Origin of the sequence: Pseudomonas sp. 57B-090624 (genome assembly GCF_003234055.1) — a bacterium.
Classification (GTDB): Bacteria; Pseudomonadota; Gammaproteobacteria; order Pseudomonadales; family Pseudomonadaceae; genus Metapseudomonas; species Metapseudomonas tohonis.
Window position 1 is genome coordinate 1 of record NZ_QKRU01000024.1, and the last position, 22,732, is coordinate 22,732.

Annotated in this window: 22 protein-coding genes; 10 read left to right on the top strand and 12 right to left on the bottom strand. The window is 68.4% G+C overall.

What is annotated here, in order from left to right:
• From DMX10_RS13055 to DMX10_RS13070, 4 genes are all read left to right on the top strand, one after another.
• Positions 1–593 (top strand): N-acetyltransferase family protein (locus DMX10_RS13055; RefSeq protein ID WP_371921688.1); only part of this gene is annotated, 593 nt, incomplete at its 5' end.
• A 291-nt stretch (positions 594–884) separates the two neighbouring features.
• The gene (locus tag DMX10_RS13060) at positions 885–1,250 is read left to right on the top strand and encodes a VOC family protein (protein ID WP_111261459.1); all 366 of its coding nucleotides are present in this window, start codon (positions 885–887) and stop codon (positions 1,248–1,250) included.
• An 87-nt stretch (positions 1,251–1,337) separates the two neighbouring features.
• Positions 1,338–2,345 (top strand): response regulator, encoded by a 1,008-nt coding sequence (locus DMX10_RS13065; RefSeq protein ID WP_111261460.1) that lies wholly within the window; start codon positions 1,338–1,340, stop codon positions 2,343–2,345.
• 3 nt (positions 2,346–2,348) lie between these two features.
• The gene (locus tag DMX10_RS13070) at positions 2,349–2,816 is read left to right on the top strand and encodes a PAS domain-containing protein (protein WP_111261461.1); all 468 of its coding nucleotides are present in this window, start codon (positions 2,349–2,351) and stop codon (positions 2,814–2,816) included.
• 280 nt (positions 2,817–3,096) lie between these two features.
• Here DMX10_RS13070 and DMX10_RS13075 read toward each other — a convergent pair whose 3' ends face one another.
• The 8 genes from DMX10_RS13075 to yedA all read right to left on the bottom strand — a co-directional run bounded on the left by DMX10_RS13075 (position 3,097) and on the right by yedA (position 12,785).
• Positions 3,097–4,566, bottom strand: a complete 1,470-nt coding sequence (locus DMX10_RS13075; RefSeq protein ID WP_111261462.1) for an aldehyde dehydrogenase family protein — start codon at positions 4,564–4,566, stop codon at positions 3,097–3,099.
• A gap of 18 nt (positions 4,567–4,584) precedes the next feature.
• A complete protein-coding gene (locus DMX10_RS13080) occupies positions 4,585–5,397 on the bottom strand; it encodes an ABC transporter permease (RefSeq protein ID WP_111261463.1) in 813 nt (270 codons plus the stop codon).
• Position 5,398: 1 nt separating this feature from the next.
• Positions 5,399–6,310, bottom strand: a complete 912-nt coding sequence (locus tag DMX10_RS13085; RefSeq protein ID WP_111261464.1) for an ABC transporter permease — start codon at positions 6,308–6,310, stop codon at positions 5,399–5,401.
• A 109-nt stretch (positions 6,311–6,419) separates the two neighbouring features.
• Positions 6,420–7,559 (bottom strand): PotD/PotF family extracellular solute-binding protein, encoded by a 1,140-nt coding sequence (locus DMX10_RS13090; RefSeq protein ID WP_111261465.1) that lies wholly within the window; start codon positions 7,557–7,559, stop codon positions 6,420–6,422.
• 86 nt (positions 7,560–7,645) lie between these two features.
• Positions 7,646–8,764 (bottom strand): ABC transporter ATP-binding protein, encoded by a 1,119-nt coding sequence (locus DMX10_RS13095; RefSeq protein WP_111261466.1) that lies wholly within the window; start codon positions 8,762–8,764, stop codon positions 7,646–7,648.
• Between the two features lie 661 nt (positions 8,765–9,425).
• Positions 9,426–10,256 carry a response regulator transcription factor gene (locus tag DMX10_RS13100; RefSeq protein ID WP_111261534.1) on the bottom strand — a complete coding sequence of 277 codons (831 nt, stop codon included), beginning with the start codon at positions 10,254–10,256 and terminating at the stop codon, positions 9,426–9,428.
• A gap of 208 nt (positions 10,257–10,464) precedes the next feature.
• Complete coding sequence (locus DMX10_RS13105) at positions 10,465–11,790, bottom strand: DEAD/DEAH box helicase (protein WP_111261467.1); 1,326 nt, start codon at positions 11,788–11,790, stop codon at positions 10,465–10,467.
• 89 nt (positions 11,791–11,879) lie between these two features.
• The gene (gene yedA / locus DMX10_RS13110; protein WP_111261468.1) at positions 11,880–12,785 is read right to left on the bottom strand and encodes a drug/metabolite exporter YedA; all 906 of its coding nucleotides are present in this window, start codon (positions 12,783–12,785) and stop codon (positions 11,880–11,882) included.
• A 160-nt stretch (positions 12,786–12,945) separates the two neighbouring features.
• On the opposite strand from yedA, the gene DMX10_RS13115 reads away from it, so the two are divergent.
• Positions 12,946–13,419, top strand: coding sequence for an Lrp/AsnC family transcriptional regulator (locus DMX10_RS13115; RefSeq protein ID WP_111261469.1), 474 nt, complete (start codon positions 12,946–12,948; stop codon positions 13,417–13,419).
• Between the two features lie 447 nt (positions 13,420–13,866).
• Here DMX10_RS13115 and DMX10_RS13120 read toward each other — a convergent pair whose 3' ends face one another.
• A complete protein-coding gene (locus DMX10_RS13120; RefSeq protein ID WP_111261470.1) occupies positions 13,867–14,469 on the bottom strand; it encodes a PolC-type DNA polymerase III in 603 nt (200 codons plus the stop codon).
• Between the two features lie 34 nt (positions 14,470–14,503).
• The gene (locus DMX10_RS13125) at positions 14,504–14,977 is read right to left on the bottom strand and encodes an NYN domain-containing protein (RefSeq protein ID WP_111261471.1); all 474 of its coding nucleotides are present in this window, start codon (positions 14,975–14,977) and stop codon (positions 14,504–14,506) included.
• A 219-nt stretch (positions 14,978–15,196) separates the two neighbouring features.
• Here DMX10_RS13125 and DMX10_RS13130 point away from each other — a divergent pair, with 219 nt between their 5' ends.
• From DMX10_RS13130 to DMX10_RS13140, 3 genes are all read left to right on the top strand, one after another.
• Positions 15,197–15,769: a cysteine hydrolase family protein gene (locus DMX10_RS13130; protein ID WP_111261472.1), complete on the top strand. Its 573-nt coding sequence runs from the start codon at positions 15,197–15,199 to the stop codon at positions 15,767–15,769.
• 82 nt (positions 15,770–15,851) lie between these two features.
• Positions 15,852–16,514, top strand: coding sequence for a hypothetical protein (locus tag DMX10_RS13135; RefSeq protein WP_111261473.1), 663 nt, complete (start codon positions 15,852–15,854; stop codon positions 16,512–16,514).
• 46 nt (positions 16,515–16,560) lie between these two features.
• Positions 16,561–16,992 carry a VOC family protein gene (locus DMX10_RS13140; RefSeq protein ID WP_111261474.1) on the top strand — a complete coding sequence of 144 codons (432 nt, stop codon included), beginning with the start codon at positions 16,561–16,563 and terminating at the stop codon, positions 16,990–16,992.
• Here DMX10_RS13140 and DMX10_RS13145 read toward each other — a convergent pair.
• Positions 16,986–17,789: an ABC transporter substrate-binding protein gene (locus DMX10_RS13145; RefSeq protein WP_111261475.1), complete on the bottom strand. Its 804-nt coding sequence runs from the start codon at positions 17,787–17,789 to the stop codon at positions 16,986–16,988. The genes DMX10_RS13140 and DMX10_RS13145 overlap by 7 nt on opposite strands.
• A gap of 252 nt (positions 17,790–18,041) precedes the next feature.
• Here DMX10_RS13145 and DMX10_RS13150 point away from each other — a divergent pair, with 252 nt between their 5' ends.
• Positions 18,042–19,124, top strand: a complete 1,083-nt coding sequence (locus DMX10_RS13150; RefSeq protein WP_111261476.1) for an endonuclease/exonuclease/phosphatase family protein — start codon at positions 18,042–18,044, stop codon at positions 19,122–19,124.
• Positions 19,125–19,734: 610 nt separating this feature from the next.
• A complete protein-coding gene (locus DMX10_RS13155; RefSeq protein ID WP_111261477.1) occupies positions 19,735–20,175 on the top strand; it encodes a CopD family copper resistance protein in 441 nt (146 codons plus the stop codon).
• A 9-nt stretch (positions 20,176–20,184) separates the two neighbouring features.
• On the opposite strand, the gene hrpB is transcribed toward DMX10_RS13155, so the two are convergent.
• The gene (hrpB, locus tag DMX10_RS13160) at positions 20,185–22,716 is read right to left on the bottom strand and encodes an ATP-dependent helicase HrpB (RefSeq protein ID WP_111261478.1); all 2,532 of its coding nucleotides are present in this window, start codon (positions 22,714–22,716) and stop codon (positions 20,185–20,187) included.
• Positions 22,717–22,732 lie beyond the last annotated feature (16 nt).

Below are 22,732 nucleotides of genomic sequence, written 5' to 3' on the forward strand. Positions count from 1 at the left end.
CCTTCCGCCCCGCGACCCCGGCCGACGCCCCGGCCATCGCCCCGCTGGTGTATCGCTCCGGCCCCGCCGCCTTCGACCATGCCTTCGCCCGCAACGGCCGCAGCGCGGTGGACTTCCTGCGCTGGACCCTGGCCCGGGAAGCCGGCGAGTTCGGCTATCGCCTGCACTGGGTGGGCGAGCAGGACGGCCGCATCGTCGCCACCGGCACCGCCTTCAGCGGCGAGGCCAACCTGCGCCACAGCCTCGCGGCGCTGGGGCAGATCATCGCCTTCTACGGCCTCGGCGCCGCGTCGGTGATCCGCCGAGGCCTGCAACTGGAGCGCATCATCCAGCCGCCACCGCCCGCCACCTGCTACCTCGCCCACCTGGGCGTGGCGGACGGCCTCACCGGCCAGGGCATCGGCCGGCAACTGATCGACCACCTCCTGCAACAGGGCCGCCACGCCGGCCTGCAGCGCGCCGCCCTCGACGTCTCCGCCGCCAATCCCCGCGCCCAGGCGCTCTACGAACGCCTGGGCTTCGTGGTCGAGCACGAGCGCCCCTCCACTATCCCCGGCATCGCCGCCCATCGGTTCATGGCACGGAGCCTCTGAGCACCCTATAACCCCACCACACGGGCGTGACCGCTGGGTAGGGTGGAGGTCGCTCTTTACCTCCACCAGGCGGGGGTCGGGATCGGCACCTCGTCATCCTGAAACTCCGAGCAGCTCGACAGAACGCGGTGGGCTGAAGCCCACCCTACGCCCACCCTTGGGGGCCCTGTCGCGTCCGCGACAAGCCGGGCTACCGGAGCGGGTATTCCTGGGTTTAGGATGCGGCTGCAGGCGCCCGCAGAGGCGCCGACCCGACCGCGACGGCCTGTTCACCGACCACAGGGATAGCCCATGAGCACGCTGGAAACCGTTGAACTGAAGGCCTTCGTCCCCGCGAAGGACTACGAGCAGAGCAAATCCTTCTACCTGGACCTGGGCTTCAGGCCCGGCGGCGTCTCGGATGAGATCGCCTATTTCAGCCATGGCGACTGCGCCTTCCTGCTGCAGAACTTCTACGAGCCGGCCCTGGCCGGGAACCTGATGATGCACCTGCTGGTGAAGGACGTTGAGGCCTGGTGGCAGCACGTGCAGGCCAGCGGTGTGATCGAGCGCTACGGCGTGCGTGCCATTGCCCCCCAGGACCAGCCCTGGCGCATGCGCGACTTCGTGCTGTTCGACCCCAGTGGCGTGCTCTGGCGCATCGGCCAGAACATCTGAGCGCAACCCCGCCGGCACCGGGTGTCGGCGGCCACCGGGCCAGCGTCTATGCTTGCTCTGACCCTGAAGTGACGGCGGTGCCGCTAAGTGATCCCCCTCCTCGTCTGCGATGACTCGATGATGGCGCGCAAGCAATTGATCCGCGCCCTGCCCCAGGACTGGCCGGTGTCCATCACCCAGGCCACCCAGGGCGAAGAAGCCATGGTCGCCATCCGCCAGGGCCTGGGCCAGGTGGTGCTGCTGGACCTGACCATGCCGGTGATGGATGGCTACCAGGTGCTGGCCCAGCTGCGCGCCGAAGGCCTGGTGGCCCAGGTGGTGGTGGTCTCCGGCGACATCCAGGAGGAAGCCCAGCGCCGGGTGATGGAGCTGGGCGCCCTGGCCTTCATCAAGAAGCCCGCCGACCCGGCCGAGCTGCGCGCCGTGCTGGTGCGCCTGGGCCTGCTCAAGGTGCCGGCGCCGGGCGTGCCCGCCGAGCCGGTGCCCTCCCGCGAGGACCTGGTCCTCAAGGTCAACTTCCGCGACGCCCTGCGCGAGGTGAGCAACGTCGCCATGGGCCGCGCCGCCGCGCTGCTGGCCAAGGTGCTGGACGTCTTCGTGCAGTTGCCGGTGCCCCAGGTGAACATCTTCGAAGTCAGCGAATTGCACATGACCCTGGCCGACGCCCAGCGCGGCGAGCGGCTCAGCGCGCTTTGCCAGGGCTTCATCGGCGACGCCATCGCCGGCGAGGCGTTGCTGCTGTTCCACGACTCGGAGATCGCCGACATGGCCAACCTGCTGCGCTGGCAGCCGGCCGACGACAAGGAAACCTCGGAGATGCTGCTGGACCTGGCCAGCATCATCATCGGCGCCTGCCTGGCCGGCATCGCCGAGCAGATCGACGTGCGCTTCTCCCAGGGCCACCCGCAGCTGCTCGGGCAGCATGCGTCCATCGAGCGGCTGATCCACCTCAACCGTACCCGCTGGAAGAAGACCCTGGCGGTGGAGATCAGCTACAGCGTCGAGGCCCACGACGTGCACTTCGACCTGCTGCTGCTGTTCACCGAGGACTCGATCCCGCGCCTGACCCACAAGATCCGCTACCTGATGGACTGACCCATGCCGGCACAGATCGATATCAAAGAGGTTCACTGGCTGCTCGACATCGTGCAGTGCATCGACGTCGGCGTGGTGGTGCTCGACCGCCAGTACCGCGTGGAGGTGTGGAACAGCTTCATGGAGAACCACTCCGGCCTGGGCCCGGACGAAGTCCACGGCAAGGTGCTGTTCGAGCTGTTCGAGGAGATCGACGAGACCTGGCTGCGGCGCAAGGTGGACAGCGTGGTGCAGCTCGGCACCCGGGCCTTCAGCCTGTGGGAGCAGCGGCCTTACCTGGTGCGCTTCAAGAACTACCAGCCGATCACCGGGGAGGAGGAGTTCATGTACCAGAACGTCACCCTGCTGCCGCTGATGGGCGCCAGCGGCAGCGTGGAGCACCTGTGCGTGGTGATCTACGACGTCACCGAGGTGGCGCGCTACAAGAAGCAGGTCGCCGCCCTCCGCGCCGGCGACGGCGGCCCGGCGTAACGCCCACCGATCCGTTCGTGGTGCACACGGCGAACCCTGCGTGGAGGCCTCGCAGGATGGGTAGAGCTCCGCGAACCCCATCGGTGTGGAGCCTCAGGCATGACGCTGTACCAGGGCTCGACTCCGCCCGGTGGAGGTAAAAAGCGACCTCCACCCTACGCATGGGTCGAGTCCATCCGCCGCCCAGTGGGAGCGAATTCATTCGCGATGGGGCGATCCGGCCATGCACGCACAGCATGGGTTTCGCTTCGCTCAACCCATCCTACGGGGCGTCCTCGCATCACTTGAGGTACCAGCCCCAGGGTTCCTGGCTGCGGTACTCGGTGACCTGCTTGACCTCCAGGTAGTTGTCCAGCCCCCAGCGGCCCAGCTCGCGGCCGATGCCGCTCTGTTTCATCCCGCCCCAGGGCGCCTGGGTGAAGGTGGGTTGCGAGCAGTTGACCCAGACGATGCCGGCGCGCAGGCCGTTGGCCACCCGCGCGGCGCGGTCGAGGTCGGCGCTCATCACCGCGGCGGCGAGGCCGAAGCGGCTGTCGTTGGCCATGCGCAGGGCGTCGGCCTCGGTCTTGAAGCGCTTGACGCAGAGCACCGGGCCGAAGATCTCCTCGCGCCAGATGCTGGCGTTGTCGGCCGGCTCGTCGAAGATCGTCGGCTCCAGGAAGTAGCCGTGGGACAGGTGCGCGGGGCGCTTGCCGCCGCTGATCAGGGTCGCCTCGCGGGTGCCCTGCTCGATCATCCCCAGCACCTTCTGGTACTGCCCGGCGCTGACCAGCGGCCCCAGCAGCACGCCGCGCTCCAGCCCCGGGCCGATGGTGATGCGCCGCGCCTCGGCGACCAGGCGTTCGAGCAGGCGCGGGGCGATGCCTTCCTGCACCAGCAGCCGCGAGGTGGCGCTGCACACCTGGCCCTGGTTCCAGAAGATGCCGAACAGGATCCACTCCACCGCCGCTTCGATGTCCGCGTCGTCGAAGACGATGAAGGCCGACTTGCCGCCCAGCTCCAGGCTGATGTTCTTGATGTCGGCCGCCGCCGCCGACATGATTTTCGCCCCCGTCGGCACGCTGCCGGTGAAGGCCAGCTTGTCCACGCCCGGGTGCTGGCTGAGCGGCCCGCCGGCGTCGCCGCCGAGGCCTGTGACCACGTTGAGCACGCCGGAGGGCAGGCCGATGCGGTCCGCCGCGCCGGCCAGTTCCAGGGCGGTGAGCGGGGTCAGCTCCGAGGGCTTGAGCACGCAGGTGGCGCCGGCGGCCAGGGCCGGGGCGACCTTCCAGGCGGCCATCAAGAGCGGGTAGTTCCAGGGGATGATCTGCCCCGCCACGCCCACCGGCTCGTGGCGGATGCGGCAGCGAAAGCGCGCGTCCGGCAGTTCCAGCGCCTCGTCCTGTCGGCCGTCCAGCTCCCGCGCCAGTTCGGCGTAGTAGCGGAAGCAGCCGATGGCGTCGGCGATGTCCCATTGCGCCTCGGGCAGCGGCTTGCCGTTGTCGCGCACCTCCAGCACCGCGAGGGCGTCCTGGCGGCCTTCCAGCTCGCTGGCCAGGGCCTCCAGCCAGCCGGCACGCTCGGCGCCGGTGGTCTGCCCCCAGCCGCGATTGAAAGCCTGGCGCGCGGCGCGCACGGCGTGGTCGATGTCTTCCTCGGTGGCCGCCGGCACGCGCTGGATGAGGTCGCCACTGCTCGGGTCGAGCACGTCGAAATGGCCGCCCAGGTCCGGGCGCACCCATTGGCCGTTGATATACAGCTGGTCACGCATGGTGGCTCTCCAGGGTCGTCAGGCGCCGGTGCGGCGGTTCTGCAGGTAGCGGGAGGTGAACAGCAGCGCCAGGGAGGCGCAGATGATCACGGTCGAGATGGCGTTGATCTCCGGGGTGATGCCCCGGCGGATGGACGAGAAGATGTAGATCGGCAGCGTGGTTTCCGAGCCGGCGACGAAGAAGGCGATGATGAAGTCGTCGAAGCTGAAGGTGAACGCCAGGAGGAAGCCGGCCATGATCGCCGGCGCGATCTGCGGCAGCACCACGCGGCGGAAGGTCTCCAGCGGCGGTGCATAGAGGTCGGCGGAGGCTTCCAGCAGGGCCTTGTCCAGGGCCTCGACGCGGGTGCGGACGATGACCATCACCAGCGCCATGGTGAACAGCGAATGGGCCGCGACCACGGTGACGAAGCCCATGCGCAGGCGCGGCAGACCGGCGCCAAGGAGCATGTCCAGCAGCGGGTTGAGCACCTCGAACAGGCTGATGAAGGCGATCAGCGTGGCGATGCCGATGACGATGCCGGGGATGATGATCGCGCAGTAGGTCAGGGCGTCGAAGAACATCCGCACGCGCCGCCCCACCCGCTGCAGGCCGAACACCGCGAGGGTGCCGAACAGGGTGGCGATCAGCGCCGAGCACAGGGCGATCAGCGCGCTGTTGCCCAGGGCCTCCATGATGAAGGGGTTGCCGAAGGCGCGGCCGAACCACTGCACCGAGCAGCATTCGAAGGACAGCCCGCTGCGCCCGGCGTTGAAGCTGAAGAGGATGATCAGCGCGATGGGCGCGTAGAGGAACAGGTACAGCGAGGTGGAATAGCTGCGCAGCCACATGTCAGAGCATCCCGTCGGTGGAGCGCTTGCCGTAGCGCGCCACGAGCTTGAGGTAGAGGAAGATGATCACCAGCATCATCGCCACCAGGGTCATGGCCACCGCGCTGCCGAAGGGCCAGTTGCGCGATTGCAGGAACAGGTCGACCAGGGCGTTGCCGACGAAGAACACCTTGCCGCCGCCGAGGATGGCGGGGATGAGGAACTCGCCCATGAGCAGGATGAACACCAGCATGGCGCCGGTGATCACCCCCGGCGCGGACAGCGGCAGGGTCACCCGGCGGAAGGTCTCGAAGGCACTGGCGCCGAGGTCGGACGAGGCCTCCAGCAGGCGCTTGTCGAGCTTCTCCAGGCTGACGTAGATGGGGAACACCATCAGCGGCAGGTAGCCGTAGACGATGCCGATCAGCACCGCCGTGGGGGTGTTGATCAGGCGCACGTCCTCCAGGCCGACGCTGGCCAGCAGCGCGGGGATGCCCTTGCCGCCGAGGATGAAGATCCAGGCGTAGGTGCGGATCAGGAAGCTGGTCCAGAACGGCACGATCACCAGGGTCAGCAGCAGCGAGCGGTTGCGCTGCACCTTCACCGCGAGGAAGTAGGCCAGCGGGTAGGCCGCCAGCAGGCACACCAGGGTGCCCACCGGGGCGAGGAACAGGGTGTTGGCGAAGGCCTTGGCCCGCGAGCCGAGGTTGAGGTAGTTGTCCAGGGTCAGCGCGGCGGCGTAGCCCCCCACCGGGCTGCGCTCGCCGAGGCTGAAGACCAGGATGATAACCAGCGGCATCAGCAGCATCAGCAGGAACCACAAGGTGGACGGCAGCAGCAGGAGCAGCGTGACGCGGCGGCCGAGGCTGCGGCTTTCGACCGGCGCGGCCTGGTCCGCATCGACCGCTGCGGGAGCGCTGAGAGCGACGTTCATGGAAGAGTCCCTAGGATTCATGGGGGCGACCAGGTTAGGAGCGAGCCCGGCTCGCGAATGCGGCGTCGCGATTCACGGGTGGAGCTCGCCCCTGCGACGGCAGCGAAGGTCAGGCAGCCTTGAAACGCGCCATCAGTTCGGCACGTTCCGGGCTGGTGAGGGTGGCGGCGGCGCCGAATTCCAGGGCGCTGAGCAGCTCGGCGGCCGGGTACATGATCGGGTCGTCGAGCATCGCCTTGGGCAGCAGTGCGTCCACGCGCTTGTCGCCGCTGGGGTAGCCGTGGGCCTCCACTTCCAGCTTGTTCACCTGCGGGTCGAGGAGGAAGTTGATCAGCGCGTAGGCGGCATCGGGGCGCTCGGCCCCCTTGGGGATGGCGAAGAAGTCGCTCCACAGCTCGCCGCCTTCCTTGCCCAGGGTGAACTGCATGTTCGGCAGGTCGCGGTGCAGCTGCGAGCCGTCGCCGGTCCAGCACATGGACATCCAGGCGTCGCCGTTGCGCATCGAGGGCTGGTAGTCGGAGTTGATGGCGAACAGGTGCGGCTTGACCTCCAGCAGCAGCTTCTCGGCGTCGGCCAGCTCCTTCGGGTCCAGCGAGTTGAAGCTGTAGCCGAAGGATTTGAGCGCATTGCCGATGGCGGTGAGCTGGTAGTCGTGGACCATCACCCGGCCGGAGGCCTCGCCCTTGGCCAGCTCCCAGAACTCCTTCCAGCTGCCGGGCTTGGACTTGATCCTGTCGCTGTCGTAGACGAAGCCGGTGGTGCCCCAGTTCTTCGGCACGGCGTAGAGCTTGCCGTCGACGATGCCCTGCTCCATGAAGCGCTTCTCGTAGCTGGCGGCATCGAAGTTGGGCAGGCGCGCGAGATCCAGCGGCTCGATCAGGCCCAGCTCGACGTAGGTGCTGATGGTGTAGTTGGTGGGCACGAAGAGGTCCCAGCCGCTGCCGCCGGCCTGGAGCTTGGCGAGCATCTCCTCGTTGGAGCCGAAGACGTTCATCTGCACGTGGGCGCCGGTCTTCTCGGCGAAGGCGGCGAAGTTCTCGGCGTTGTGGTAGTTCGGCCAGGTGGCCAGCACCACGCGATCACCGATGGCCTTGTCGGCGCCATAGGCCTTGCTGGTGAGCAGGCCGGGCATGTGGGTGGCGACCACCGCAGCGGCCAGGCCCAGGCCGGTGCGGCCGAGGAATTCGCGTCGGGTGATGGAGCCGTTCTGCCAGCTGCGCATCTGTTTGATGAAGTCTTTACGGTCCATTGCCTGCTACCCCGCCTGTTGAGTGTTGGTTTTCTTGTCTGCCCTGCACTGCAAAAGCCCCTGCGATGCCTTGCCGGGGGGATGAACTAGAGCGCCATGGCCAGGCCGGCGGCCTGGTCCCAGCCGATGCGCACCGGCGCGCCGTGCTCGAAGGCCGCCCTGTCGCGCCCGGCGTGGCCCGGCACGCGCACGCAGACGATGCCGAAGGGCTCGGTGCGCACGCGGTATTCGGTGAGGTTGCCCAGGTAGATGCGGTCCACCACCTCCCCGGCCAGGCTGATCTCCCGGGCCAGGGCGTCGGCGGCGTTGCCGATGGCGATCTGCTCCGGGCGCACGGCGATGCAGCCGGGCTCGCTGGCGGCCAGGCGCGGGCCGGTAGGGGTGGCCGGGCTGGCCAGTTGCAGGCCCTGGGGCATGTCCAGCAGCACGCGGTCGCCGTCCACCTGGCGCACGGTGCCGGTGAACAGGTTGGATTCGCCGATGAAGTCCGCCACGTAGCGGCTGGCCGGGGTTTCGTAGAGCTGCTCGGGGGTGGCGGTCTGGATGATGCCGCCGTCCTGCATGACGCTGATGCTGTCGCTCATCGACAGCGCCTCTTCCTGGTCGTGGGTGACCAGCACGAAGGTGATGCCGACCTCGCGCTGCAGGCGCAGCAGTTCGGACTGCATCTCCTTGCGCAGCTTGCGGTCCAGCGCCGCCAGGGGCTCGTCGAGCAGCAGCACGGTGGGCTTGTTGACCAGGGCGCGGGCCAGGGCCACGCGCTGCTGCTGGCCCCCGGAAAGCTCGTGGGGCTTGCGCTGGCCGAAGCCGGTGAGGCGCACCATCTCCAGGGCCTCGTCGGCGCGGCGGCGCTGCTCCTGGCGGTCGGGCCGGGGGGTCAGGTAGCGCAGGCCGTAGGCGATGTTTTCCGCCACCGTGAGGTGGGGGAACAGGGCGTAGCTCTGGAACACCATGTTCACCGGCCGCTGGTGCGCCGGAATGCCCGCCACGGGCCGGCCGCCGAGCCAGACTTCGCCGGCGCTGGGCTGCTCGAAGCCGGCGATCATGCGCAGGGTGGTGGTCTTGCCGCAGCCGGAGCTGCCGAGGAAGGAGTGGAAGGCGCCACGCCGGACCTTGAAGTTCAGCCCGCTGACCGCGCGCACCGAGCCGTAGCTCTTTTCCACGTTGCGGAATTCGATATCGAAGACAGCCTCTGCATCGCTCACGACCAGCCCCTTTTCCAGGTGTTCCTGCTTGTGGGGCCACGCTAACAACCGCTGTTTCGGACTGTATATATCCCTCCGGGGATAGGGCTGGCCGGCCGCAACCACCGCCCTGACGGTTGCCGCAGCTATTCACAGAAGCTGTGGATAACTTTGTGGACAGCGAGTGGATGGGCGCGTGCGCACCGCTCCTGACAGGGGCCGCCGGAAACTGTTCATTTTTTGATCAATCACAAGGTGGCGAAGATCGCCCGGGGCTACCAGATCAGCCCCCCAGGGGCAAGCGTCCGTGTGCCCACAGAATCGGTGGATGAAGCTGTGGATAACTCGTCTATAACCGCCCGCAGGCCAACAACGACGGGAGCCTGGCGTAGATGTACAAAAAATGAACAGCAGTGCAAAAGTGCGATTTCACGTCGCACCGGCGACGAAATGCGCCTGCCACTGCCGCCCCGTCAAGGCAAGCATTATTTCTGCGTAAAAAGGCTTGCCGCAGAAGCCGAAATGTCGCAGGGGACGGGATTTATTGCCCACATTATCTGTGGAGCGGACTGTGGATAACTCGTGGACAGGCGGCTCTGGACCTTGATCCACGGGGGTTGCAGACCAGAGGTTGGTTATTGATCAGCGCCGCTAAATTCCCGTTGGCGATAAGAGCCGCCGCTCAGATCGCAGTCCGCAATACCGGATCGATGGACGCCTCGCGCTGCCCGGCGAGGTCGCGCACCAGCAGGCCGAGCAACTCCGACTGGCTGCCGATACCGAGCTTGGCGTAGATGTTCTTGCGGTGGATCTTCACCGTGCCCGGGCTGATGGCCAGGTGCTCGGCCACCGAGGCGCTGGAGTGCCCGCGCAGGAGCATCTGCACCACCTCCTGCTCCCGGGCGGTGAGCAGGTGCGCGCCGAATTGCTCGAAGGCCTCGCGGATCTTGTAGTCCAGGTCCTGGGCCGGGCGCGGCTGGTGGGCGCGGCGCTGTTCCCAGGCCTCCCCCACCACCTGCTCGACCACCGCCTGGGCGCAGTCGAGCAGTTGCATCTCGTCGCGGCTGTAGGCCGGGCTGCAGGCACTGCGCATCAGCGAGAGCACGGCCTTGGCGCCGTCGGCCAGGTCGACGAAGAAGGCGATTTCCTCGGTGAGGCCGGTCTGCTGGTAGTAGGTGACGTAGTACTCGCCCAGGTAGAAGTGGTCCGGCGCGAACTGGCGCAGGCGCCACAGCCCGGACGCCTGGTTGCGGGTGCAGGCGAGGTAGAAGGGGTCGAGCAGGTAGGGGCCGACCTGGTAGTCCTCGACATAGACGTGGCGCTTGTCCGCCGGGAAGGTGTCGAACAGCGCCAGCGGCCGGTGGTTGCCCTCGTAGACGAAGAGCACGAAGTGATCGACGTGACAGACCTGCTGGAGCCACTGGGCGAGGCCGAGCAGGCGCGCGCGGCCGGCGGGCAGCGACAGCAGGTGGGCGACACCGGTGGTCCAGTGCTTGAGTTCCTTGGGGCGCATCATGGAATCGCCTGAGGTTGGACTGCGCTTCGAACGCACTAGGCGTTCATCATTTCGCACAGAAATGCACGATCTGCGCCATTATTCCGAACTCTCGCCAATCCCGCGCCAGGCTGCGTGCCGCCGGCTCTGGCGACACGCGCGCCGCACCTCGATGGTTCGCCGCGCCCCGCGTTGCGTCACCCGATGCCACACCGGGCGGTAGCAGTCAGCCCTTCTTCGCCTTGCCGAACCCCGGGCCCTTGCGCACGGCCTTGGCCTTCGGCGCCTCGCTGTCGATCCAGTTGCCCAGGCGCGACGGCTTGCCGCCCTTGGCACCGGCCTGGGGCTCCTTGGGTTTCTTCGGCTTCTTGGGTTTTTTCAGGATGGCGCCGGTGGCGTCGGTCTGCGGCACCCGGTGATCGGGGACGAAGCCGGGCTCGTCGCGGCGCTGCAGGGTCTGCTTGATCAGCACCTCGATGGCCGAGAGCAGCTGCACCTCGTCGGCGCAGACCAGGGAGATGGCCTCGCCGGTGGCGCCGGCACGCCCGGTGCGGCCGATGCGGTGCACGTAGTCCTCGGCGACGATGGGCAGGTCGAAGTTGACCACCAGGGGCAGGTCGTCGATGTCCAGGCCACGGGCCGCGACATCGGTGGCGACGAGGATCTGCACCTCGCCGGCCTTGAAGCGCTCCAGGGCGCGCAGGCGCGAGGGCTGCGGCTTGTCGCCGTGGATGGCGTCGGCGGAGACGCCCACGCGTTGTAGCTCGCCCACCAGTTCGTCGACGCCCTTGCGCGTCTTGACGAACACCAGCACCTGGCCCCAGCGGCGCTCCTGCAGCAGGTGCAGGAACAGCTCGGACTTGCGCTTCTTGTCCACGGTGATCAGCCACTGCCTGACGCTGCGGGCGGCGGCGTTGCGCGGGCTGACCTCGATGGACAGCGGGTCGCGCAGCAGCTCGCGGGCCATCTGGCGGATGGCGTCGGAGAAGGTGGCGGAGAACAGCAGGGTCTGGCGGCGGCGCGGCAGCGCGGAGAAGACGTCGTCCAGCTCGCGGGAGAAGCCGAGGTCGAGCATGCGGTCGGCCTCGTCCAGCACCAGCGCCTGCAACTGGTTGAACTTGACCGCGTTCTGCCGGTACAGGTCGAGCAGGCGCCCGGGGGTGGCTACCAGCACGTCGATGCCCTTGCGCAGCTTCATCATCTGCGGGTTGATGCTGACCCCGCCGTACACCGCGTAGGTGCGCAGCGGCAGGTTCTGCCCGTAGACGCGGAAGCTCTCGTGGACCTGCTCGGCCAGCTCGCGGGTGGGCACCAGCACCAGGGCGCGCACCGAGTTGGCGGCCACCTGCGGGCCTTCCAGGGTCAGGCGCTGCAGCAGCGGCAGGGCGAAGCCGGCGGTCTTGCCGGTGCCGGTCTGCGCGGCGGCCATCAGGTCGCGGCCCTTGAGCACGGCGGGAATCGCCTCGGCCTGCACCGGCGATGGGGTCTTGTAGCCGAGCGTGTCGAGCGCGCGCAGCAGGGGGTCGATCAGGCCAAGGGAAGCGAAGGTCATGGGGGCGGAACCGGAGGTGGAAAAGGCGCAATTCTATCAGGCCGCCGCAAAACTACCTGCGTCGCCGTCGCCCGGGTTCCGGCCTCCCGTCAGCTCGTCTGCTGCAGGACCGGCGCCTTGGGTTTGCGCCACTGCGGCAGGCCGATCAGCACCACGGCGCTGATGATCACCAGCATCGCCAGGCCTTCCTCGCCACCGATGTGCTCGCCGGCGAAGAGCACGCCGAGCAGCACCGCCACCACCGGGTTGACGTAGGCGTAGCTGGTGGCTGCCGCCGGGCGCACGTTCTTCAACAGGTAGAGGTAGGAGCTGAAGGCGATGATCGAGCCGAACACCACCAGGTAGGCCAGGGCCGCCCAGCCGGCGGGGGTGGGCAGGCTCTCCATGCGCTCGCCGCTCAGGGCGCTGCCCAGCAGCAGCGCGACGCCACCGGCGAGCATTTCCACTGCGCTGGCCATGGGGCCGGCGGGCAGCGGCAGGTGCTTGCTCCACATGGAGCCGAAGGACCAGCTGGCGGCAGCGAAGATGATCAGGGCGGCCCCCAGCGGGCTGGCCTGGAGGTTGGAGCCGAGGTTGAGCAGGCCGATGCCGATCAGCCCGAGGACGATGCCGGCCCATTCCAGGCGCGTGGTGCGCTGGCCCCAGATGAGGCCGAACAGCAGGGCGAACAGCGGCACCGTGGCCACCGCCAGGGCGGCGACGCCGGAGGCCACGCCCAGGTGCTCGGCCAGGGTCACGCCGCCATTGCCGCAGCTGAGCAGCAGCACGCCGACCATCGCGCCGGCCTTCCACTCGCGCAGTGTGGGCATGGGCGCGCCACGCCAGCGCAGCCAGGCGAACATCAGGCTGCCGGCGATGACGAAGCGCACGCCGGCCATGAGCAGCGGCGGCCAGGATTCGACGCCGATGCGGATCGCCAGGTAAGTGGACCCCCAGATGACGTAGAGGGCGAAGAAGGCGCCGATCAGCAGGAGGGGAAAACGTTGCGCAGGCATGGGGGGCTCGACGATCCGGTTGGCAGGGTGTTTATTCTATGCAAGGCATGACAGGGAAAATAAGCGATTAACCCTGCTTAAACGGCCTACCAACTTTCGAAACAACGCCAATCATCGTTGTTTGCCTTTTTTTCCAAAACACCTCGCCTGGAGACCACCGATGGACAAGTACGACCGCCTGCTGCTCTCGGCACTGATGGAGAACGGCCGCGCCTCGTTCGCCGAACTGGCGCGCCGGGTCAACCTCTCGCCCCCGGCCGTGGCCGACCGCGTGGCCAAGCTGGAGGCCAGCGGGGTGATCACCGGTTACCACGCTGCCGTCGACCCGGCGAAGATCGGCCTGCCGATCGAGTGCGTGATCGAACTGCGCCTCGCCGACCACGATTCCAAGCGCGCCCTGGAGGCCCTGGAGAAGATCCCGCAGATCTCCCTCTGCCACCGCATCACCGGCGACGCCTGCGTGCTGATGAAAGCCGCCGTGGCCACCATGCCGGAGCTGCAGGACCTGATCGACCGCCTCAGCCAGTACGGCGCCAGCAAGACCTCGCTGATCCTCTCCACCCCCTTCGAACGGCGCATCCCGGCGGAGTTGCAGGTGCACGGTGGGAAGGTCGAGGCGTTGCGCAAGGTGTGAAGATGTTCCGCCCGCCGCAAACGTCGGGCTGCACCCGACCTACAGGCTGCGCGATCCCTGTAGGGGCGAATTCGTTGGCTCTGTCTGCGTTAGCTGTTGTGGACTCAACGAAAAGGCTCAAGAACAGCGCTTTCAGGACGACTCTGGATTCCTGGCACACCCACCGCATGGGTTTCGCTTCGCTCTACCCATCCTACGAAAGCCGCCAGCCACGGCGTTCACCCGGTGGTGATGCGCACATCAATGTGAAGCTGGATTGGGGTCTGCTGCGTTGGGCTTCGTACCTCGGCCCAACCTACATCGCACCTGCAACCGCTTCAGCCCATCGCGAATGAATTCGCTCCACCAGGCGGGGGTAACGGCGTGGGGCTCGACATCGCCTGGTGGATGAAAAGAGCGTCATCCACCCTACGCAAAGCACCTCGCCGTGCGCGGCGCCGAGCGCATCTACAAGCGCTTCAGCGCATCGAGGATCTTGGCGGCGGGGACTTTCTGCAGGCGGCAGAACAGCTCGTGGCTCACCTGGCGCACGCCGTGGCGCTCGCGCAGGCGCTCGGCGATGTGCAGGGTGAGGTTGGCCGCCATCTCGGCATCGGCCATGGCGCGGTGGGCCTGGCCGGTGTCGGGTAGGCGCGCCCAGCGGTTGAGAGTGCCGAGCTTGTGGTTGGGCGCCTCCGGCAGCAGGCGGCGCGACAGCAGCAGGGAGCAGGCGAAGGCCTGCCGGCGACGGCGGCCGAGGCGCGCCAGCTCGGCGTCCCAGAACTTCTGGTCGAAGGAGGCGTTGTGCGCCAGCAAGGGGATGTCGCCGACGAAGTCCGCCACCTCCCCCATCACCTGGGCCGCCGGCGGTGCGGCGCGGACCATGGCGTTGCTGATGCCGGTGAGGCTCTCGATGAACGGCGGCACCCAGACGCAGGCGTTCATCAGGCTCTGGTAGCGCCCGACGATGCGGCCCTGGTCGAGGATGACGACGCCTATCTCGGTGGCGCGGCAGTTGTCCCCCGGCGTGACGCCGGTGGTTTCGAAGTCGATGACGGCGATGGGGTCCACGGGGTTTCCACTGTTTGGCAGGGGCGGCGGGCTGTCACTTGAGCAGCAGGCCGCCCTCGATGGGCACATAGCGGCTGGCGGCACGCACCAGCGATTGAGCGGTGAGGCCCGGCACGCCATAGGCGACGGCTTCGACGCCACGGTCGCGGACGCGGTCGAGCAGCAGGTCGAAGTCGCCATCGCCGGAGGCCAGGACGATCTCGTCCACCCGCGCGGCGGCGTCGAGGATGTCGATGGTGATGCCCACGTCCCAGTCGCCCTTGGCCGAGCCGTCGGCACGCTGGATGAAGGGCTTGAGCTTCACGGTGAAGCCGAGGTTGCGCAGGATCTGCTGGAACTGCTGCTGGCGGGCGTCGCCCCGGTCGATGGCGTAGGCATAGGCTTCGACGATCTCGCCACGGGCGGCGATGTCCTTCCACAGCGCGGTGTAGTTGAAGTGACAACCATAGGCCTGGCGCACCGTGTAGTAGAGGTTCTGGACATCGGCGAACACTGCGATCTTCTTCACCGGTTTTCCTCGGGTGGCGGGCGTGGGTTTCAGGCTGCGAAAAAACGTAGGCGAGGCCGCCAGCGCAAGGCAGGAACAGGCGAAAAAAGCGGAGTCTACACGCTGTAGATGAGCATTTTTGAGCCGGTTCCCAACGCAGCGATGGCAACGCAGGTAGTTTTTCGAAGGTCTGCTAGAGTCGGCGCACAGTATGCCAGCCTCGAGGAAAGGACACCCGAAATGCCGCTGAACGACCCTCTCCATTCGCCTCCCGCCCTGATCATCATCGATATGCAGCAGGGCATCGCCCGCGTCACCACGCCGCGTAACAACCCCCAGGCCGAAGGGCGCATCGCCGCCCTGCTCGCCCACTGGCGCCAGCGCGGCTGGCCGCTGGTGCATGTGCGCCACATGTCCCGCGAGCCGGGCTCGGTGTTCGCCCCGGGGCAGGACGGCGCGCTGTTCCAGCCGGCGCTGGCACCCGGGCCGGGCGAGCAGGTGCTGGAGAAGAACGTCACCGACGCCTTCACCCACAGTGCCCTGGAGCGCTGGCTGCACGTGCGCGGCATCCGCCGCGTGGTGATCACAGGGGTCGCCAGCGAGAACTCGGTGGAAGCCACCGCGCGCAGCGCCAGCAACCTGGGCTTCGTCACCACCGTGGTGGCCGACGCCTGCTACACCTTCGCCAAGGCCGACTGGTCGGGCCGCCCGCGCAGCGCCGAGGAGGTGCACGACATGGCCATGGCCAACCTCGCCGGCGAATACGCCGAGGTGCTGGAGAGCGAGGCCCTGCTGGCCGGGCTGGCGTCGTGATTGTCGCCCGGCGGCGCCTTGGAGAGGGCACGCGGCATCGACTAGAGTTGCTTCACAGCCCTGCATTCCTATGGCGCCGTCAATGAATCCCCTGCTCCTGCTGCGCGACTCCTGGTATTTCTTCAGCCGCCACTTCGGCCCGATCGCCTCGCTCTGCCTGCCGGTGATCCTGCTCGAGGCACTGGCCCTGCAGGTGGCCTCGGCCTGGCTGGGCGAGGCCTCGTCGTCGGCTTCCGACCTGCTCATCCGCCTGGTGTTCTACCCCCTCTATACCGGCGCGCTGATCGTCTTCCTCGACAGCCGCAGCAGCCGCGTCAACCTGAAGAAGAAGCAGATCTGGAGCCTGGCGTTGCTGCGCTGGCCGTCCTTCGCGGTGCTCGCGGCCTTCAGCACGCTGCTGATCATGCTCGGGGCTTCGCTGCTGATCCTGCCGGGGCTGTGGATCATGAGCCGGCTGGTGTTCGCCGAGTACCTGCTGGTACTGGACGGCCTGTCGCCGATGGACGCGATGAAGGAGAGCTTCCGCATGAGCGATGGCCATTTCCTCACCATCCTCTGCTGCATCCTGCTGGCGATGGGGCCGGTGTGGGCCTTCGAGTGGTGGGCCTATGGCGAACTGGGCGAGCGCCCGGACAGCGTCGCCAGCGTCTTCGTCGACTGCCTGGACGGCTTCCTGCAACTGTTCACCTGCGTGCTGATCTTCCGCCTGTTCAGCCTGCTCGGGGAGCCTGCAGCGGAGCGCTGAAAGCCGGCTAGTCTTGTCGGGGCCATCGCACAGGGAGATCCATTCCATGGCCGAAAACCCCAGCATCCTGTCCCACATCTCGCTCGGCACCAACCACTTCGAACGGGCCGTGGCCTTCTATGACAAGGTCCTGGCAACCCTGGGTTGCCGGCGCATCATGGAGCACCCCGGCGCCGTGGCCTATGGCCGCCTGTACCCGGAGTTCTGGGTGCAGGAACCCATCGACGGCAGGCCCGCCAGCACCGGCAACGGCACCCACGTCGGTTTCTTCGCGGCGGACAAGGACGCGGTGCAGGCCTTCTACCAGGCGGCCCTGGCCAGTGGCGGCAGTTCCGATGGCGAACCGGGGCCCCGCGCGGATTATGGCGCGCCCTACTTCGGCTGCTTCGTGCGGGACCCGGACGGGCACAAGATCGAGGCGGCGTTCTGGGACACCAGCCTGGACTACGAACTGGTGGTCGAACCCCACGCTCACTGAGTGGCAGGCTGGTAGCGCTTGGCGGCCTCGGCCACCCAGCCCTCGTCGAGCATCTGCTGCAGGGCGGTGGCGATCCTGTCCTTCTCCTCGGCCAGCGCGTGCCGGTGGGTGAAGCCGATGTACAGCTCGGTGCGGGTATCGGGCTGGTAGCCGGTCCTGACGATGCGTCCGGCCAGGCGCGGATCGCGCAGCTCGTAATCCACCTGGCAATCGGTGCCGATCACCAGTTGCAGGCGCCCGCGCAGGAGCATTTCCAGCAGTTGCTGCTCGTTGCTGACCCCGGACTTGTGCAGGCCGGCATCGGAATCGAAGGGCTGGAAGTAGGCCGACTCCAGCACGTAGCCGATGGTGGGCCCGCGCAACTGCTCGTAGCGGGTGATGCGCCTGGCCAGTTCCGGGGTGCCGTACAGCCGTGGCGCGCAGGCGTAGTAGGGAGTGGCCAGGTAGTCGATGTAGCGCTCGCGTTCGGGGGTGCGCGCAAGGCCGGTCATCAGGTCCGCCGAGCCGCTCTGCAGTGCGGCCAGCCCGCGCGCCCAGGGCGCCCGTTGCACGTCGAAACGCAGGCCCGTGCGCCGTGCGATCTCGTTCAGCAGGTCGATGTCCAGCCCGTGCAGCGCCCCCCCCTCGCCTTCCATGCGGAACGGCGGCCAGTAGTCGGTCATCACCCGCAGCGGCGGCCGCTCCTCGGCGCTGGCGCAGGTGATGCCGAGCAGCAGCCACAGAAGCCCGCACAGCAACGCGCCGGCACGGCCACGGCCCGGCGATGCGGCGGGACTCGCTAACGACTGGCGATGCATGCCTGCTCCTGGAAGTCGGGACTGAGGGGTTGATCCTGCAAGACCCTTGCCGATCTGGGTGCCGGGCATGTTAGGGCAACCCGAAGGATGCGCAAACCAGGGTGCCCGCCCCGCATTGCGATCCGTCGCGACAGAACAAGAATAGCGTCGCCGGCGGCATCCAGCCGCCTCGCTTGCGCACGCGTTTGGGCCGGGCCGCGCGCTCAGGTATGCTCGCCCATTCCCTGACCCAGCCACGCACCGTTCCAGCCGATGCCCCTTCTACTGCGCCGCCTCCTGCTCTGCCTGCTGATCGTCGCCGTCGCCCTGGTCGCGCTGGTCTACAGCCTGACCTGGCACCCCGCCCCGCGCGAGGAGGCGCCCGTGGCCTGCGTCGCCGAGGCGCCCCTGCTGCAACCCGGCCAGGCGCTGAAGGTGATGACCTGGAACGTGCAGTACCTGGCCGGCAAGCGCTACGTCTTCTACTACGACCTGCCCGACCGCGAAGGCCCGGACGAACGCCCGACGCCGGCGGACATCGCCTACAGCCTCGACGAGGTGGTGCGTGTGCTGCGCGACGAGCAGCCGGACCTGGTGTTCCTCCAGGAGCTGGACGAAGGCGCTCGCGCCACCGACTACCAGGACCAGCTGGCGCTGCTGCGCGAGCGTCTCGCCGATGTGTACCCGTGCAGCACCCAGGCCTTCTACTGGAAGGCCGCCTTCGTGCCGCAAACGCACATCCTCGGCAGCGTCGGCATGAAGCTGGGCACCCTCAGCCGCGTGCGCATCGACAGTGCCGAGCGCCTGCAACTGCCCCTGGCGGCGGGTGACCTGCTGCACCGCCCCTTCGAACGCAAGCCGGCGCTGCTGGTGAGCTACCTGCCGGTGCGCGACGGCGGCCGCCTGGCGGCGATCAACACCCACCTCGATCCCTGGACGCCCGGCCAGGACACCGCGCAGCGCCAGCTGGCGATGACCCGCAGCCTGCTCGACGAGCTGGAACGCGACCGCACGCCCTGGGTGCTGGGCGGCGACTTCAACCAGTTGCCGCCCGGCCAGTACCTGCGCCTGGACGCCGTGCAGCGCAGCCGCTTCGCCCGCGACAGCGCGCTGGATGCGCTGGCGACCTACCCGAGGGTGCCCGCCGCCGAGGAAACCGACGGCGCCGAGCGCGCGCGCTGGTTCACCCAGTTTCCCAACGACCCACGGGTGTCGGGGCCGGATCGCACCGTCGACTATGTTTTCCACAGCCCCCGCCTGACCCGCATCGACGCACGCGTGCGCCAGCTCGATACCCTGCGCATCTCCGACCACCTGCCCCTGATCGCACGCTTCCTGCTGCCGCCGGTGCATTGAAACCGGGCGGCACGCTGCAAGCCCTGTAAGGGCGACTTCAGTCGCCAAGCGGCGCGCAGCGCCGCCCCTCTGCCGTGGAATTCATTGGCTCTGTCTGCGTTAGCTGTTGTGGTTTCAATGCAGGCGCTCAAGCACGGCTCTTTCCGGGCGCCAAAGGGTTCGTGCCACCTCCGCCGCATGGGTTTCGCTTCGCTCTACACCATCCTACGAAAGCCGCCCGCCGCTGCGTTCACCCGGTGGTGATGCGTACATCTCTGACGATTCTGGCGCAGAAGTTGAAGCAGCCGCTAAATGCCCCTTTCAGGAGCGAGGGAAGTCTGGCGAAGCCAGACCCGTATGCAGGGGCGAGCGCTTTTGGTTCCTTTCAAGTGGTTCGGCATTCCGACGATTGTTAAAAGGGACTCGCCCGGGGGGCGAAACCAGAAATATCAGCAAAACCTGGCAACCAGCTGGGCTCGGTTCTTCTAGCAACACTTAACGCAGACAGAGCCAATTCATTGGCCACCCCGCCTCCCCCACAGCTGACCCAGGTCAGGGCACGCTTGGCGGTACGCGGCATGATCGGCGACGGGCCTCGTGCCCCTCGCCATCCGCCGCCCTGGAGCCCGCCATGCATTTCCTGCTGCTCAAGTTCATCCACCTGACCGCCGCCGCCTTCTTCATCGGCGGGGTGTTCTTCGAGGTGATGATCCTCAGCCGCGCCACCCCGGTGCTGGAGGCCGAGCCACGCGAGCGGCTTTCCAGGGCACTGGGCCAACGGGCGCGCCGGGTGATGCACTGGGTGGTACTGGCGCTGTTCGGCGCCGGGCTGGGGCTGGCCTGGCACTACCGCGCGGCGCTGCACGCGCCGCTGGCCAGCAGCTTCGGCACCTTGCTGATGCTGAAGATCATCCTGGCGCTGAGCATCCTCGGGCACTTCCTGCTGGTGGTGGTGCTGATGCGCAGCGGGCGGATGACGCCGCAGCGCTCGCGGCGCATCCACATCAGCGTGCTGCTGCACATGCTCGGCGTGATCTTCCTCGCCAAGGCGATGTTCCTGATCAGTTGGTGAGCCCGGCGCTCAGCGACGCGGCTTGGCCCGGGCGGTGGGCTCGGCGATCAGCGGGTCGTCCGGCCAGTAGTGCTTCGGGTAACGGCCCTTGAGGTCCTTCTTCACCTCGACATAGGTATTGGCCCAGAAGCTGGCCAGGTCCTGGGTCACCTGCACCGGGCGGCGCGCGGGGGACAGCAGGTGCAGCTTGACCACCTGGCGGCCCTCGGCGATGCGCGGCGTGTCGGCCAGGCCGAAGAGTTCCTGCAGGCGTACCGCCAGCACGGGCGTGTCTTCGCCGTAGTCGAGGCGGATGGCCGACCCCGACGGCACGGTGATCGCGCGCGGCGCCAGTTCGTCGAGGCGCTGGGGCAGCGGCCAGGGCAGCAGGCCGGCGAGGATGCCCGGCAGGTCCAGGGCGGAGAAATGGCTGAGGCGGCTGACCTTGCCCAGCCAGGGCGCGAGCCAGTCTTCCAGGGAGTCGAGCAGCGCGGCGTCGGACAGGTCCGGCCAGTTGCTGCTGCCCTGTCGCGCCAGGTCGAGGCGCCGCAGCAGCGCCACGCGGGCCTGCCACTGGCGCAGCTCAGGCGTCCAGTTCAGCAATTGCAGGCCCTTGCGCCGCACCAGGGCGACCAGTGCGCGGGGGCGGGCGTCTTCGTCCAGGCTGGCCAGGGGCTCGCGGTCCAGCACCAGCTCGCCGATGCGCCGCTGGCGCTCGGCCCGCAGCACGCCTTCGCGTTCGTCCCAGTCCAGCAGCTCCAGCACGCTGAGCTGTTCGGCGAGGGGGCCGTCGAACAGCGTCGGGTCGAGGTCGGCGGCCAGGTAGATGCGCTCCTCGCGCTGGCCCTGGCGGCTGCCCAGGTCGGCGATCACCAGCCAGGGCTCCTTCATCAATGCATCGGGCTCGGCGAACAGCGCCGCGCGGCCGTTGGCCAGGCGGTATTCGGCGCCACCGGGGCGGCGCTGCTGGGCGATGCGGTCGGGGTAGGCAAAGGCCAGCAGGCAGCCGAGCCAGCGCGGGTGATCCGGGTCGGCCACCGCTTCGGTGGCGCCGCCGCGCAGGTAGGAACGGAACTGCCGGGCCAGCTGGCGGGCCCGTTGCACTCCGCCCCTGGCGCCACGGGCGGCGCCGGCCTCGCCGCTAAGCAGGGCGATGCGGCCGTGCAGGTCGGCGCCGCCGCCACGGAGGATGTCGCGCTCGCCGAGCAACGCGGCAAGGTCGCAAGCCAGGACTCCGAGCCCGAGCGCCTGCCCGCGCAGCAGCAGGTGGGCGATGCGCGGGTGCGCCGGCAGCTCGGCCATGGCCTGACCATGGGCGGTGAGCGCCAGGCCGCCGTCGCCACGGGGGGCGAGGGCCCCCAGGCGACGCAGCAGGTCGCGCGCCTGGGCATGGGCGGCGGCGGGCGGCGGGTCGAGCCAGGCCAGCTCGCCAGGCTCCACGCCCCAGCGCGCCAGCTGCAGGGCCAGGCCGGCGAGGTCGGCCTGGAGGATCTCGGCGCTGCCGTGGGCGGCGAGCTGCTGGTGCTGCGCCTCGGACCACAGGCGATAGCAGACGCCGGCCTCCAGGCGCCCGGCGCGGCCGGCGCGCTGGGTGGCGGAGGCCCGGGAGATGCGCTGGGTGTCGAGGCGGGTCATGCCGCTGGCGGGGTCGAAACGGGGTACGCGCTCGAGCCCCGCATCCACCACCACGCGCACGCCGTCGATGGTCAGGCTGGTCTCGGCGATGTTGGTGGCCAGCACCACCTTGCGCTTGCCGACCGGCGCGGGCTCGATGGCGGCGCGCTGGGCGGCGAGGTCGAGCTCACCATGCAGCGGGCAGAGCAGGACGTCGTCGCGCCCCTGCAACTGCTCGCCAAGCTGTTCGGCGACGCGACGGATCTCGGCCTGCCCGGGGAGGAACACGAGCAGGCTGCCGGGCTGTTCGGCAAGGGCCTGGAGCACCGCCTGCAGCACCCGTGGCTCGATGTACTCGCCGCTCTGGTGAGGCCGCCCCCAGTGGATATCCACAGGGAACATGCGCCCTTCGCTGCGCACCACCGGTGCCTCGTCGAGCAGGCTGGAAAGGCGCTCGCCCTCCAGCGTGGCGGACATCAGCAACACCTTCAGCGGCGGCTCGTCACGCATAAGCGCGCGACCGTTGAGGGTCAGTGCCAGGGCCAGGTCGGCATCCAGGCTGCGCTCGTGGAATTCGTCGAAGATCACCAGGCCGACGCCGTCCAGCGCCGGGTCGTCCTGCAGGCGGCGGGCGAGGATGCCCTCGGTCACCACCTCGATGCGCGTGCGCGGGCCGACCTTCGACTCCAGGCGGATGCGATAGCCCACGGTGTCGCCGACCTTCTCGCCCAGCTCTGCGGCCAGCCGTTCGGCTGCGGCGCGGGCGGCCAGGCGGCGGGGTTCGAGCATGAGGATGGTCTGCCCGGCGAGCCAGGGCTCGCCCAGCAGCGCCAGGGGTACGCGGGTGGTCTTGCCGGCGCCGGGGGGCGCTTCGAGCACCGCTTCATGGCGCCGCGCGAGGGCTTCGCGCAGCGCGGGCAGGACGGCATCGATGGGTAGCGGATTCATGGTGGCTCCAACGCGG